General features: G+C 40.4%; 13 protein-coding genes and 1 other annotated feature. Of the genes, 9 read left to right on the top strand and 4 right to left on the bottom strand.

Annotated elements, in window-relative coordinates:
- The first annotated feature begins 152 nt into the window (after positions 1-152).
- From murC to motS, 8 genes are all read left to right on the top strand, one after another.
- Positions 153-1,448: a UDP-N-acetylmuramate--L-alanine ligase gene (gene murC, locus B5354_RS20035; protein WP_079530548.1), complete on the top strand. Its 1,296-nt coding sequence runs from the start codon at positions 153-155 to the stop codon at positions 1,446-1,448.
- 191 nt (positions 1,449-1,639) lie between these two features.
- Positions 1,640-2,056: a DUF948 domain-containing protein gene (locus tag B5354_RS20030; RefSeq protein WP_079530547.1), complete on the top strand. Its 417-nt coding sequence runs from the start codon at positions 1,640-1,642 to the stop codon at positions 2,054-2,056.
- Between the two features lie 14 nt (positions 2,057-2,070).
- On the top strand, positions 2,071-2,532 hold the full coding sequence (locus tag B5354_RS20025; protein WP_342743034.1) for a YtxH domain-containing protein: 462 nt from the start codon (positions 2,071-2,073) through the stop codon (positions 2,530-2,532).
- Between the two features lie 63 nt (positions 2,533-2,595).
- A complete protein-coding gene (ytxJ, locus tag B5354_RS20020) occupies positions 2,596-2,925 on the top strand; it encodes a bacillithiol system redox-active protein YtxJ (RefSeq protein ID WP_079530546.1) in 330 nt (109 codons plus the stop codon).
- 205 nt (positions 2,926-3,130) lie between these two features.
- A complete protein-coding gene (locus B5354_RS20015; protein WP_079530545.1) occupies positions 3,131-4,216 on the top strand; it encodes a bifunctional 3-deoxy-7-phosphoheptulonate synthase/chorismate mutase in 1,086 nt (361 codons plus the stop codon).
- Between the two features lie 214 nt (positions 4,217-4,430).
- Positions 4,431-5,432, top strand: coding sequence for a catabolite control protein A (gene ccpA / locus B5354_RS20010; protein WP_079530544.1), 1,002 nt, complete (start codon positions 4,431-4,433; stop codon positions 5,430-5,432).
- Positions 5,433-5,477: 45 nt separating this feature from the next.
- Positions 5,478-6,308, top strand: a complete 831-nt coding sequence (gene motP / locus B5354_RS20005) for a flagellar motor protein MotP (protein WP_079530543.1) — start codon at positions 5,478-5,480, stop codon at positions 6,306-6,308.
- On the top strand, positions 6,298-7,014 hold the full coding sequence (gene motS / locus B5354_RS20000; protein WP_079530542.1) for a flagellar motor protein MotS: 717 nt from the start codon (positions 6,298-6,300) through the stop codon (positions 7,012-7,014). Before motP ends, motS begins: the two co-directional genes overlap by 11 nt.
- Before the next feature lie 26 nt (positions 7,015-7,040).
- On the opposite strand, the gene B5354_RS19995 is transcribed toward motS, so the two are convergent.
- The 4 genes from B5354_RS19995 to B5354_RS19980 all read right to left on the bottom strand — a co-directional run bounded on the left by B5354_RS19995 (position 7,041) and on the right by B5354_RS19980 (position 12,646).
- A complete protein-coding gene (locus B5354_RS19995; RefSeq protein ID WP_079530541.1) occupies positions 7,041-8,210 on the bottom strand; it encodes an acetoin utilization protein AcuC in 1,170 nt (389 codons plus the stop codon).
- Complete coding sequence (locus B5354_RS19990) at positions 8,207-8,854, bottom strand: acetoin utilization AcuB family protein (protein ID WP_079530540.1); 648 nt, start codon at positions 8,852-8,854, stop codon at positions 8,207-8,209. The genes B5354_RS19995 and B5354_RS19990 overlap by 4 nt, the downstream gene beginning before the upstream one ends.
- 2 nt (positions 8,855-8,856) lie before the next feature.
- On the bottom strand, positions 8,857-9,507 hold the full coding sequence (locus B5354_RS19985; protein ID WP_079530539.1) for a GNAT family N-acetyltransferase: 651 nt from the start codon (positions 9,505-9,507) through the stop codon (positions 8,857-8,859).
- 133 nt (positions 9,508-9,640) lie between these two features.
- Positions 9,641-12,646 (bottom strand): transglycosylase domain-containing protein, encoded by a 3,006-nt coding sequence (locus B5354_RS19980; RefSeq protein WP_079530538.1) that lies wholly within the window; start codon positions 12,644-12,646, stop codon positions 9,641-9,643.
- Positions 12,647-12,771: 125 nt separating this feature from the next.
- Positions 12,772-12,979: a binding site (T-box leader), on the top strand.
- Between the two features lie 57 nt (positions 12,980-13,036).
- On the opposite strand from B5354_RS19980, the gene tyrS reads away from it, so the two are divergent.
- Positions 13,037-14,305, top strand: a complete 1,269-nt coding sequence (gene tyrS / locus B5354_RS19975) for a tyrosine--tRNA ligase (protein WP_079530537.1) — start codon at positions 13,037-13,039, stop codon at positions 14,303-14,305.
- The last annotated feature ends 66 nt before the right edge of the window (positions 14,306-14,371 follow it).

The following is a 14,371-nucleotide window of genomic DNA, read 5'->3' as shown; positions in this document are numbered from 1 at the left end:
AGGTTAGACGCTTTTTTACAAGGAATTGACGTGATAGAATAAGGAGTATTCTTTTGCGGAGCCAGTATGAGGCGAGCAAAATATTCGCAAGCTAACTTGTAATTACATACACTATACAATAGTGATTTTCTTTATTTTGGAGGTTCTTGTTTATGACAACTTACCATTTTATTGGTATTAAAGGAACAGGAATGAGTGCACTGGCACAGATTTTACATGATTCCGGAAAAGATGTTCAAGGCTCTGATGTGGAAAAAAGATTTTTCACACAGGAAGTTCTTGAAGACAGAGAGATCCCTATTCTTCCTTTTACTAAAGATAATATAAAAGAAGGACTAATCATTATTGCAGGGAATGCATTTAATGACGATCATCAAGAAGTTAGAGCAGCTAAAGAACTGGGGCTACCTTTTTATTGGTATCATGAATTTCTGGGTGACTGGCTGCAGAGGTACACTAGTATTGCGGTAACGGGGGCCCATGGCAAAACTTCGACTACAGGGCTGCTGGCTCATGTCCTTTCTGAAAATTATCCCACTTCTTACTTGATTGGGGACGGAACTGGAAAAGGTCATGAGGAAAGTCAGTTTTTTGCTTTTGAAGCATGTGAATATCGCAGGCATTTCTTAGAGTATGAACCTGATTACGCGATTATGACCAATATTGATTTCGACCATCCTGATTATTTCACAAGCATTGAGGATGTATTCCAGGCTTTTCAGCAAATGGCAAAGCAGGTGAAAAAAGGTATCATAGCGTGTGGTGATGATGAACATCTTCAGCACATTCAGGCAAATGTTCCTGTGTTGTATTACGGATTAGCAGATACAAATGATTTCCAGGCTCAAAACATTCATGAAGACGAGCAGGGAACGACCTTTGATGTGTTTGTACGCAATACGTTTTATGAATCCTTTTTCATTCCGCAATTTGGCACACATACTGTTTTAAATGCCCTGAGTGTCATAGCTATATGTCACTATGAAGGAATGACAGCCGAACAGATTAGTAAGTTGTCTACGTTCTCTGGGGTAAAACGGAGATTTACTGAAAAGGAATGGAAGGATCAAATTTTAGTGGATGATTATGCCCACCACCCGATTGAAATTACAGCTACAATTGATTCTGCGAGGAAGAAATATTCAGATAGATCGGTTGTAGCCATTTTTCAGCCTCATACGTACACTCGAACCAAAACATTTTTAAATGAATTTGCAGAGAGCTTAAAATTGGCTGACGCTGTATATTTATGTGATATATTTGGATCTGCAAGAGAAAACAGTGGAAAACTTACCATCGAACATTTGCAAAATCTTATACCTGAAGCCCATGTTCTTAATCTTGATGATACAAATCAATTATCGCAATATGAGGAAGGAATTTTGTTATTTATGGGTGCAGGTGATATTCAGAAGTTTCAAAAGGCTTATGAAGAAAGCAGTGTATAAAATATATAGACGTGCGGACATCGCATTATAGTTCGCACGTTATTATTTTATGAAAATTTCGTCAAATTTAGAGGGTTTTACAAAATGTTTCTAGAATATATCCATTAACAGCAATACACGTTTATAAATTTGTTGTAATGGGTAATTACTAAAATGTAAATACATACGAAGAAGGAGTGTGCTTAGGGGCAATGATTATTATGTTATATATTGCTGCACTGATTGCAGCAATCGCATTTGCAGTTCTGGTCATTTATGTAGCTCGAACACTAATCGCCGTACGCCGAACCATGAACAATGTAGCCGATACATTAGAAGGCGTTGAGAAACAAATGGAAGGCATTACGCTAGAAACGACCGCATTATTAAATAAAACCAATAAATTGGCAGAAGATGTGGGTGAAAAATCTCAGAAGCTAAATACTTTGGTGGATGGGGTTAAAGGAATCGGCGATTCTGTGCAGGATTTCAATCAGTCTCTAAGAACTTTTTCAAAAGGTCTGACGACATCGGCGAATAACAACACAGATTCAGCAGCTCAGGCGATGAAATGGGGACAAGTAGCCATTAATCTGTGGAAGAAATCAAAAATTGAAGATAAAAAATAATTAGGAGGAATGCAATGATGAGTAACCAAAACAACCAGCAAAATGATAAGGCTAATGGGAATGGAAGAGACTTTGTACTTGGATCACTTATTGGGGGACTAGTAGGTGCAGTTGTTGCTTTATTGTTTGCCCCTAAATCAGGTAAAGAGTTGCGTACAAATATTAGTGAAGGTTCAAGTGATTGGAGAGAACGGGCTGGCGAGTGGAAAGATGTGGCCTATGAAAAAGGCGGCGAATGGAAAGATCGCGCTGTGGAATCTTCTTCACAATTTTCAAAAACAGTCTCAGAAAAATCTCAGGAATTAGGTTCAAAAGTGAAAGATTCTACAAAATCTCTTCAAGACAAAGTAAATAGCGCTAGAAATAATGACGATGAGGAAGCTGAGAAAGCTGCCCAGGAAGTTGCAGAAGCAATAGAGGAAGCAGCACAGGAGCTTGAGAAACAACAAGATTCAACAACTTCTTCAAACGTATAATTACAATTTGAGCAGGGGCGGAGGCCCCTGCTTTTTTAACCTTATATAAAGGAGATGTCTTTTATGACTATTAAGCATCTAACAACAGAGCAGGAACTTCATGAGCTAATTACGAAAAATGAGTTATTTTTTCTATTAAAGCATAGCCTTACTTGTCCAATTAGTGCTTCGGCGAAGGAAGAATACGAAGTTTATAACAAAGAGTCTGATATACCCTGTTTTATTCTTTATGTACAGGAAGATAAAGAGCTTAGCAACAAGGTCGCTAGAGATTACAACATAAAGCATGAATCTCCTCAGGTGTTGTTATTTAATGACAAGGCAGTTCTTTGGCATAACAGCCATCATAATATCACAGTCGCCTCCTTAACAAATGCTGCAAATCATTCATAAGCAATAGGAAGAACGAAGACTTTGTTTGCGCCTGTTTTTATTAAATTTATATGTTATATGACAGAAATTGAATAACTTTTTAAACAATTTTTAATGAAAGCCCTTACTATGGGTGACAACTTTCGTAAAATTAGCTATAATTGTTCCTAATTATCTTTGCATGATTTTTTTATCGAAAACAATAATAGACATAGGAGGACTAGTTATGAGCAACCAGCAGTTAGACCAGTTGCGTAATCAACTGGAAGAGGTCAATTTGCAGCTTTTGAATTTAATCAATAAACGCGGTGAATTGGTAAAGGATATTGGTCAAATAAAAGAAAAACAGGGCATGAATCGTTTCGACCCAGTACGAGAAAGAGTCATGTTTGACCAAATTTCCGAACATAATGATGGTCCTTTTGAGGATTCAACGGTTATTCACTTATTTAAAGAGATATTCAAGGCAAGTCTTGAGCTTCAAGAGGATGACCATAGAAAAGCATTATTAGTCTCTAGGAAGAAGAAGCCTGAAGATACGGTCATTGACATTAAAGGTGAGAAAATCGGTGACGGGGAACAACACTTTATCATGGGACCTTGTGCAGTAGAAAGTTATGAACAAGTATCTACAGTGGCCGAAGCTGTAAAAAAACAAGGATTGAAATTATTGCGAGGCGGGGCCTTTAAACCAAGAACCTCTCCTTATGATTTTCAGGGTCTTGGAATCGAGGGATTGAAAATATTAAAGAAAGCAGCTGATGAACACGATTTAGCTGTCGTAAGTGAAATTGTTAATCCAGCTGATATTGAAAAAGCTGTTGAATATCTTGACGTCATTCAAATTGGTGCACGAAACATGCAAAACTTTGAATTGTTGAAAGCAGCAGGATCTGTAAATAAACCTGTTCTATTAAAACGTGGAATGTCGGCAACAATTTCCGAGTTCATAAACGCAGCGGAATATATAATTTCTCGTGGAAACGGTAATATAATTCTTTGCGAACGTGGAATTCGAACATACGAGAAGGCCACTAGAAATACACTGGATATCTCAAGTGTTCCAATTCTGAAGCAGGAAACACATCTGCCTGTAATGGTCGATGTTACACACTCCACGGGGCGAAGAGATCTGCTTCTGCCTGCAGCTAAAGCAGCCCTTGCTATTGGTGCAGATGGAGTGATGGCCGAAGTACATCCAGACCCTGCTGTGGCCCTTTCAGATTCAGCACAACAGATGGATATCCCAACTTTCGATACATTTATGAAAGAATTAAATAACTTTAATGTAAATGCACTAGCTAGACAATGAGCTGAACAATTTTTTGAACAAATTATGTCATATAAATAAGTCAGGCTGAATTTTCAGCCTGACTTATTTTTTGTTCTCATGTTATTCGTTATAATAGTTAGGGTATCCTAGAACTAACAAACGATTTAAGAAACATTGCGGAGAATATCTAATTATCGTATGATGATATTTATAATATGTCGGAATTGATGGAAACGACGGAGGAGGAAACAGGATGAATGTAACAATTTATGATGTAGCGAGAGAAGCAAGTGTATCAATGGCCACGGTGTCGAGAGTTGTAAATGGCAACCCGAACGTAAAACCAGCAACAAGAAAAAAGGTGAATGATGCCATCGAGCGGCTTGGTTATCGGCCGAACGCTGTAGCAAGGGGGCTGGCTAGCAAGAAAACTACCACAGTCGGAGTTATTATTCCCGACATTTCAAGTATTTTTTTCGCGGAGTTGGCTCGTGGGATCGAAGATATAGCAACGATGTACAATTACAATATTATTCTTAGTAACTCTGATCAAAACAAAGACAAGGAACTACACTTAATTAATGCTATGCTCGGAAAACAAGTAGACGGGCTTGTGTTTATGGGGGGAACAATCACTGACGAACACGTCCATGAATTCAAAAATGCTTCCGTACCTGTTGCGCTTGCAGCGACCGTAGATGAGACGAAGGAAACTCCTTCAGTAAATATTAATTATGAACAGGCAGCTTTTGAAGCTGTAGAGCTATTAGTTTCTCACAATAATGAGCGAATTGCCTATGTGTCAGGTGCTGAAAATACTGAAATAAACAATCAGAAACTTGAAGGATACAAGCGCGCCTTGCGTGACCATAATTTAAACATAAATGATAACTTGATTATTACAGGAGACTATTCCTACGATTCAGGAATTGAAGCATTTGAACAGCTTTGGGAGTTGGATGAAAAGCCTAGCGCTATTTTTGTGGCAGCAGATGAAATGGCCTTAGGTGTTATTCATGGTGCGCAAGACAAAGGACTCTCTGTACCTGATGATGTAGAAGTGTTTGGATTCGACAACACCCGTCTGGCTACGATGGTTCGACCGACTTTATCAACAGTAGTTCAACCGATGTATGATATTGGGGCAGTGGCTATGCGGTTACTCACGAAGTTCATGAACAAAGAAGAAGTCGAAGAGCAAAATGTTACTTTGCCCCACAGAATTATCGAAAGAAACTCAACTCAATCGAAGTAATGCCGATATAAATACTAAATGTATTTATGAATCGGGGAGAGACGAATGAACAAGCGGGACGTATTGACTCCAATCGGAATCACTTTAGGTATCGCGATGGTTATGTTTGGAATCATTTCGAGTGCAGGCATAAAGGGAGCAGCTTCCTTTGCTGATGCGGCTTCGATTTTAATTGTGATTGGCGGACTTTTCGCGGCTTTGATGGTGAATTTTAACTTAACAGAAATGAAAGTAACCTTTCGCGTGCTCCAGGAATCATGTAAGAAGAATGATATGAGCTTACGTGAATTGGTACAGTTGTTCGTTCGGTTCTCCGACAAAGCTCGCAGGGAAGGGCTGCTTTCACTAGAGAGTGAGCTTGATGAAATAGAAGACCCTTTTATTAAGAAAGGCATTCTTCTGGCAGTGGATGGAGCAGAACCTGATGTGATTAACGATATTATGACTGCAGAGATTGTTGCAATTGAAGAACGTCATCAGCGAGGCAGAACAATTATTGAAAAAGCAGGAGAGTATGCTCCAGCCTGGGGGATGATCGGGACGTTAATCGGGCTTGTGCTGATGCTGCAGACATTAAGCAGCCCTGAGACCTTAGGGCCGAAGATGGCTGTAGCGCTTCTAACAACACTATATGGTACTTTATTGGCTAACTTAGTTTTTAATCCTATGGCTGGAAAACTTGCCAATAAAACAGATCAGGAAGTTTTTATAAAACAAGTGATCATTCAGGGTGTTATTGGAATACAATCCGGCCAGAACCCTAGACTTCTCGAAGAAAAGCTTAGTGCTTTTCTTTATAAGGAAGATATAAAAGTACCGAAAGAGAAAGCACAATATGGAAGATCTGAGGTAAAGGGAACAGCAAATGAAGTTTGAGCGTCGCAAAAAAACAGAACAAAAAGGCTCGCCAAAATGGATGACTACATATGCAGATATGATCACATTGATTCTAGTATTCTTCATTCTTTTGTTTTCGATGTCGCAAGTCAACTTAGTGAAGTTTGATGCAATAGCCCAATCCTTTCAAAACAGAATGATTTTAGAATTTTACCCGTCTCCTGTTGAGGATGACCATCCGAAAGATTTGACTGACCCTGAACATACAGCAGATCAATCTTCTAGTTTGGATGAGCTGCTTAAGGAAGTAAACCAATATCTCGAAAGTCATCAGCTGAAAGACACGATCTCAGCTAGCAGAACAGACGAGGGAATTGTATTAGTGCTACAGGAACAGCTGCTGTTTAGCAGTGGTGAGGCTGCAATCCTGGAATCGGGTAAGCCCTTTCTAAATAAAATGGGGACATTGCTTGCTGCTATACCGAATGATGTAAAAGTAGAAGGACATACGGATAATCGTCCGATTTCTACCTTTAAATACCCCTCAAATTGGGAATTGTCAGGTGCCAGGGCGGGGAGTGTTATTAGATACTTACTTTCAAATACAGAAGACATAAAACAAAGCCGGTTCACTGCTGCGGCCTATGCTGATACGCGCCCAATGGTACCAAACAACTCGGTAGAGAATTGGAGTAAAAATCGCAGGGTTGAGATTGTTATTTTAGATTCTGATTATCCTTCATAAAAAAAGACCTGATAACAGGTCTTTTTTTATGGGTTAAATTTTTTCTGGTTCAGTATGAACTGCATGGATTTTTCCAATATCTTTTGGTTTTTTTCAGATATTTCCTGCTTTCTCGGGATTTCCTTGTAAGCTCCTGGCGGGTCATCCCAGCACAAAGGCAATTCTACTGGGGATTTGGATTGCCAATGGTCTCTCCATAAAGTTGGTAAAGGACCTGTAAAAGGGGTTCCAGTTGACATGATCTTCCAAAGCTGTGCCCATGCCCTTGGGACCACTCGCCAAATATCATAACCTCCACCTCCCAGTGCGATCCACCTTCCTTCACAATACTCATGGGCAAGCTGATGAGCAAGCACTGGAATTTTTTCATATAATTTCATAGTTCCACATAAATGGGTAAGCGGGTCCAGGAAATGAGCGTCTGCACCGTTTTGGGTAATAATAATGTCTGGTTTGAAATAGTCTACAATTTGCCTGAAAGCGTATTCATACAATTGTATAAACGATTCGTCTTCAGTAAAGGCATCTATAGGCAAATTAAACGAGTAGCCATACCCTTCTTTGAGGCCGCGTTCATTAACATTGCCGGTCCCGGGAAAAAGATAGCGTCCTGTTTCATGAATAGAGAAGGTACAAACATTCGGGTCGTCATAAAAGGCCCATTGCACCCCATCACCATGATGGGCGTCTGTATCCACATAGAGCACTTTGTAATCGGTATGTTGCCGGATATATTTTATACCAACAGCTCCATCGTTATAAATACAAAATCCAGACGCTTTTCGCTCAAATCCGTGGTGAAGTCCACCGCCTAGATTGATCGAATGTTTTGCCTTCCCTTGAAGAACGGAATCGATAGCGGCAAGTGTACTGCCAACGAGGAGGGAAGAAGCTTCATGCATACCTGAAAATATTGGCGTATCCTCTGTCCCAATTCCATATTCCAGCCCTTCACTTTCTGTCAGCAGTCCTTCACCACCCCGTTTTACAGCATTAATGTATTTAGGATGATGGACGAGTTTTAGTTCTTGTTCCGTAGCCACGCGGGGTGGGATAATCTGAGTATCAGTAAGGGCGTGCTCTTTTTCAAGTAAATCCTTTGCCATTATTACTCGTTGCTGATTAAAAGGATGATCTTCCCGGAAGCGATAGCGAGTAAACTCTTCTGAAAAAACGAAACTTGATGAACAGGTCATGATGTCATCCCCGGTAAATTCGGCCAAAGGACTTCATAACCCTCAACTTTTAAGTCATTGATGGTTGGAAGTGGGTTCATCGTTTGTATTCGAACAACTATAATTTTATAATTTTGATCAGGCTTGTATGGATAGATGAGGACAGAACTGATGTTTACTTTTCGCTTTCCGAAAACCTGTGTGACCTGTGGGAGAATCCCAGGTTTGTTGATCACTTTTATTTCGATTTGAGAGCTTTGCACATTCGTTCCAGTCAGCTGGATGAGTGTGTGCAGCATATCCTTTTCTGTAATGATTCCGATAAGTTCATCATTTCGTGTAACGGGGACACAGGCAATTTCCTGTTCATAAAAAATGCCTGCTACTTCTTCAACAAAATCAAGTGGGTGGACGGTTGTAACCGGTGTTGTCATGATCGATTGAATCGGGTGGTTTAGTTGGTCAGAATGTTCAGGATCGTCAAAAATGGACGGACTTGCGTCACGGACATCCCGGTCGGAGACTATTCCGATCACACAGTTTTGCTGATCAACTATAGGAATGTGCCGAATTCTATGTGCGTTTAATAGCTTTAACGCTGTTTCAATGCAATCTTCAGGAGACATAGTGATGACATCTTTATTCATAATTTCTTCGACTAACATACTCATTCGCCCCTTGCTTTACGATATTGATGGCGGGTGAGAAACCGTAAATGATCAAATTGTTCAACAGATTCCTGTGGGACATTTTTCCCGATTCTTACCATTAAGCAATTTGCTGGATGGGATATAATTTCAGGGTCATCTGTTGGTGCCGGTGTCAGCCCGCCGGCAGCCATCATCTTTTCCATAACTTTTCGATAATCCCAAATGGAAAGGCGTGTTCCTTTAAGGTCCCAATGCCAATAGTACTCATTAGAAATAATGATGTAGTTTTCCATGTATTCGTCTTGCATAGATATTTGAAGCAAGCGTGAACCTACACGAAAGCCGCGAAACTTAGGAACTACCTCTATGGCTCCCAGTTCAATGAGATCTTCCATATTACCTTCCGACCAACGTTCTAATGGATCAGGGTGAAGATACGTAACATAACCAATAATATTTTCTTGATTGCGAGCGATAATAATTCGTCCTTCTTCAAAAGCAGCAATACTCTGAAGTGCTTCAAACTGCTTAGCCGGAGGGCGGAAGGCATTTAATCCTTCGTCAAATGTATAACGAGATAGTTGATCTGGCAGGAGCGGTCCTTCTACTATAATGGGTCCATATTTACTATCAAAGGTTTCTGAGTATTGGGTTTTTGTATGTTCCATTGCATCACCACCTAGCTCTGAGGGTTTTCTGTCTACTCTTCACATTATACATGATTGATTGCTATTTTAAATCATCTGCATAAGAAAACTCCAGTCCTAGCACAGGACTGGAGTATAGTAAGAATTGATTGACCTATTCTGCCGGTTCATCTTGATTTTGATTGTTGGTATTGGAAGAGTTTTCACCTTCGGCTGCTTCTTGCTCAGAGGAGGTTTCTTCATTGGAATTATTCTCCTCTTCTGATTCATTAGTGTTTCCAGATTCTTCATCTGATGAAGTCTGCTCGTCAGTTTCGGACTGCTCTGATTGTGATTCAGACTCTTGATCTGGGCTAGGTTCTTGTTTTTCCTTTTTCTTTGGTTTCGATGCTGGTTTTCCAGGATCACCGACTTTGACAGTAGATGAGTTTCCTGAAGATTGACCGAAATAGTCCACGGCTCTGACTGCATAAATACCATCTCCGCCAGAGAAGTTAAAGGAAGTCTCAGTTGTACTTCCTATTACTGAGAATGATCCTCCGGGTTCAGGAGCCTTATATATCCTGTAGCCAACAACATCATTACTTGATGAGGCGGACCAGGAAATGGTGGAAGAGCTTACTGAAACAGAGGCCGGGGCTGCAGGACTCTTCCCATCATTTTCGATAGATGATGACGTTGATAACGAACCAGAGGAAGGAAGGGCAACATTCTCCCAGGCACCTCTATTCGGAATCAGATATTTTAACGTCGATTGCGAATCATAGTTATTCTCTTTAATGAACTCTGGACTTAGCGTGACGCCGCCTTCGTCTATCACAAATTCACTTGGAGTATTACCTCCGGCAGCCACTAGTTTGTCTTTCACTCTAACAAAATTACCACTAATTAAGCTGTCATCCACTTTTGTTGGAGCATATTTAGCGATATAGAGGTCACTTTTAGCTAATCCTACTGAAGAACATAGCTCAGAAGCTAATAAGCCTGATGTCGCACAATAAGAACGTGACACGATCCCGTTAGGACGCTGGAATCCACTGTCTGGAACCATCAGTTCTGGTCGGACCTCTGAGAGTGCATTAACAACATCAGCCCATAATGCTGTATTTCTTCCGCTATAGTTTGACACATCTTGTAAGTTTTCTTTTTGGTCATACCCCATCCACATGCTGACCGTAACATTTGGATTTGTGGCCACAAACCATGTATCTTTTTTGCCTTGAGAGGTTCCTGTTTTTCCAGCCCAGTCTACACCTGGATTTGTAAGCTGCCCCTTTAATCCTGCTGCTGTACCGTATTGCAAGACATCGCGCATTATATCAATCGTCAGGTAAGCTGCTTGGGGACTGAAGACCTCTGTGGGTTTTGCTTCATGCTGATAGAAAACTTCTCCATCTTTCGTTACAATCTTGTCTATCATATAGGCATCTACAAATTTTCCCATGTTTCCAAAAGTAGCATAAGCATTCGTGTTTTCCGCGTTTATAATGGGCGCCGAGCCTAAGGCCAGGGAAGGGTTCGTGTAAAGGTCTCCACTCAATGTTGTAATACCCATTTTTTCTAAATAATGTTTAGCAGGGTTTTCGTCAACAATTTTCATATAGGCTTTAACTGCGGGCACGTTATAGGATTTGGCTAATGCATATCTTGCTGATACGAGTCCGTGATATCCCATGCCGTAGTTAGTTACATCATCAGTCGTACCAGGGTATTGATAAGGTACATCCGCAAGCACTGACCCAGGCTGAAGCCGTCCCATATCGAAGGCAGGTCCATAAACAGCCAATGGTTTCATCGTACTGCCATTTGATCGTACAGTTTGGGTTGCATGGTTCACTTGTTGTTGTTCGAAATCGCGACCAGCTATAAAACCTTTAATTTTACCGGTTGAATTTTCAATAACTGTACTTGCAACTTGAGCAGGGATTACTTTTTGGACTGGATCTCCCGTTTCAGGATCTGTCACCGTGATCGTTTTATTGCGAGGATACCGTTCATAATTATTTTTAACTTTTTGAAGCACATCATAAATCTCTTGATCTATCGTTGTGTGAATCTTGAAGCCGCCTGTACTCAATTTGCGTTCTGCCAAAATATTGTATTCCTCTGCCAGCTCGTCATTGTCAGCCAGGTCTTCCATTGTATCACCGTTCTTCTTAACTAACTGTTTGATCACAATATCTTTCGCACGTCTATGAATTTCATCGGTTAAGAATGGGTACTTCTCATACGATGAATTTGTAGGTTCTGCTAGATTTTCGACTAGATTAAAGTCCAGTGCTTTCTTGTATTGTTCCTTCGTAATGGAATCTGTTTCATACATCCTCTGTAATACTTCTTTCATACGATTAATTCCTGGCTGAAGCGCTTCTTCACTCTTTACTTCACCATTATTTTTAAATGGCGTATACGCAAAGGGACTTTGTGGAAGTCCTGCGATAAAAGCAGCTTGAGGGATGGATAAATCCTTCGCACTTACACCAAATATTCCTTCAGCAGCAGATTGAACGCCAGCTATGTTTTGACCGTTTGCATTACGGCCGAAGGGAACAATATTTAAGTAGGCTTCTAGAATTTCTTCTTTCTCAAAAAAACGCTCGACCCTAAGGGCGATTAGCATTTCTTTTGCTTTTCGTTCAAAAGATACTTCATTTGTTAAGATTTGGTTTTTTACAAGCTGCTGTGTTAGTGTACTACCACCCGTTTTAACTGCTGCGTTCGTTACCTCCTGCATTACGGCACGCATGACAGCTTTAGGGACAACTCCGTTATGTGTTTTAAAATAGGCATCCTCTGTTGCAATGACTGCATTTCTAAGATGCTTACTCATTTGATCTAATGGAACTTCCTCACGATATATATCTGATTGAATTTTTCCTAAGTAATTTTCATCGTCAAAATAAATTTCCGATGTTTCTTCATAGTTATATATACTCTCGCGCATCTCTGCCTCACTTCTCATCGGCTCGTCCTTTACGAGAGAGGCAAAATATCCAGCTCCAACTCCTCCGGCGAAGAATAAACCGACTACTCCAAGAATGATAAAAAACAATATAATATTCCAGGCCACATCGTAGCTGATGCGAGTATTCTTCTGAATGATCCCTCTCTCCCAAAGAGACTTAAGAGACTGAAAATCAAACTTTTTATTGTTCCCCATATATAAAAACCCTCCTAAATTCCACACTATATTATAACATATCAGTCGTTATAAGACACCGTTCGTCAAGAATTTACTGTTGCCTTTTTAATCAAGTTATGATAATAATGGAATACAGTTTAATTATTCGTGCGATGAATGACTGAAGTAAAGAGTGAATCCCTTTTTCAGAGAGCTGACGGTTGCTGAAAGTCAGTATATACTTACTCTTGAATTACGGTCTGGAGCAGTCTTCTGGCATGGTCAGAAGACGGTTGATTGTTCAACCGTTATCAATGGAGTGGCATGCTATGTGCAACAAGGGTGGTACCGCGAAAAGACCTCGTCCCTTTTATTAGGGAGGAGGTCTTTTTTGTTTTCAAAAATTCAAAAAATAGAGGTGTTGGAAGATTGGATATCTTAACGGATTTGGAGAAACGAGGGTTAGTTAATCAGGTAACTGATGAAGAAGGATTACGTAAACATTTAAATGAAAATCAGGTAACGTTGTACTGTGGGTTTGACCCAACAGGCGACAGTCTTCATATTGGACACTTGGTCCCGGCCTTGTTATTGAAACGTTTTCAGGAGGCTGGGCATAGGCCGATTGCTTTAGTTGGCGGCGGCACGGGAATGATAGGCGATCCCAGTGGGCGTTCTTCAGAGCGTCAATTAAATTCGGCTGAGGTTGTGCTTGGATATAGTGAAAAACTGAGCCAGCAGCTTGCTAAACTGCTTGATTTTGATAAAGAAGAGAACGCAGCTGTTGCTAGAAATAACCATGAATGGCTTTCGCAAATGACTATAATTGATTTCCTTCGTGATACGGGAAAACATTTTGGCATCAATTACATGCTGGCGAAAGATTCTGTTGAATCTCGTATTGAAAGCGGCATAAGCTTCACAGAATTCAGTTACATGATTCTGCAAGCTCTTGACTTTCAACAATTAAATGAAAAAGAAAATTGCACACTTCAAATTGGCGGCAGCGACCAGTGGGGCAACATAACCGCAGGACTTGAATACATTCGCAGATCGGCGGCCGGGGAAAAAGAAACAGAAGCTTTTGGATTGACGATGCCTTTAATTTCGAAAGCGGATGGTTCTAAATTTGGTAAAACAGCTGGCGGAGCAATTTGGCTGGATCCTGAGAAAACAACTCCATACGAGTTTTATCAGTTTTGGATAAATGCTGATGATCGTGATGTAGTGAAGTTTTTGAAGTATTTCACATTCTTGGGTCATGATGAAATCGCTGAACTTGAAAAAGAAGTAGAGACACAACCTGAGAAACGGGTAGCTCAGAGACGTCTTGCCGAAGAGATGACTCGTCTTGTGCATGATGAGGAAGCCTTGAAACAAGCGGAACGCATTAGTGAAGCTTTGTTTAGTGGAGATGTAAAATCTCTTTCCGGGTCTGAGATAGAGCAGGGCTTTAAAGATGTACCTGCCTACCACTCTAAAGATAAAGAGCCGGCAATGGTTGAATTGTTAGTGGCAGCTGGAATTTCTTCTTCCAAGCGGCAGGCACGAGAGGATATTAAAAATGGAGCCGTTTATATTAATGGGGAACGAAATCAAGAACTATCGCACACTATTAACAATACTGACCGGATTGAAGACCGGTTTACGATCATTCGCAGAGGAAAGAAAAAATACTACTTAATTCGATATGTATAAAGAAAGAGGAGTCTCCAATTGTAAAGGGAGGCTCCCTTTAGTTATGAATATCAATTACTATACTTT

It is taken from the genome of Halobacillus hunanensis, from assembly GCF_900166655.1.
Lineage (GTDB): Bacteria > Bacillota > Bacilli > Bacillales > Halobacillaceae > Halobacillus_A > Halobacillus_A hunanensis.
This window is presented reverse-complemented; position numbering and strand designations above follow the sequence as displayed.

Bases quoted from the DNA above. Each gene is read 5' to 3' on its own strand.
- motP (WP_079530543.1), top strand. From the start codon at position 5,478: ATGAACAAGCGGGACGTATTGACTCCAATCGGAATCACTTTAGGTATC.
- B5354_RS20025 (WP_342743034.1), top strand. From the start codon at position 2,071: ATGATGAGTAACCAAAACAACCAGCAAAATGATAAGGCTAATGGGAAT.
- B5354_RS20030 (WP_079530547.1), top strand. From the start codon at position 1,640: ATGATTATTATGTTATATATTGCTGCACTGATTGCAGCAATCGCATTT.
- ccpA (WP_079530544.1), top strand. From the start codon at position 4,431: ATGAATGTAACAATTTATGATGTAGCGAGAGAAGCAAGTGTATCAATG.
- ytxJ (WP_079530546.1), top strand. From the start codon at position 2,596: ATGACTATTAAGCATCTAACAACAGAGCAGGAACTTCATGAGCTAATT.
- B5354_RS19995 (WP_079530541.1), bottom strand. From the start codon at position 8,210: ATGACCTGTTCATCAAGTTTCGTTTTTTCAGAAGAGTTTACTCGCTAT.
- motS (WP_079530542.1), top strand. From the start codon at position 6,298: ATGAAGTTTGAGCGTCGCAAAAAAACAGAACAAAAAGGCTCGCCAAAA.
- B5354_RS19990 (WP_079530540.1), bottom strand. From the start codon at position 8,854: ATGTTAGTCGAAGAAATTATGAATAAAGATGTCATCACTATGTCTCCT.
- murC (WP_079530548.1), top strand. From the start codon at position 153: ATGACAACTTACCATTTTATTGGTATTAAAGGAACAGGAATGAGTGCA.
- B5354_RS19980 (WP_079530538.1), bottom strand. From the start codon at position 12,646: ATGGGGAACAATAAAAAGTTTGATTTTCAGTCTCTTAAGTCTCTTTGG.
- B5354_RS19985 (WP_079530539.1), bottom strand. From the start codon at position 9,507: ATGGAACATACAAAAACCCAATACTCAGAAACCTTTGATAGTAAATAT.
- B5354_RS20015 (WP_079530545.1), top strand. From the start codon at position 3,131: ATGAGCAACCAGCAGTTAGACCAGTTGCGTAATCAACTGGAAGAGGTC.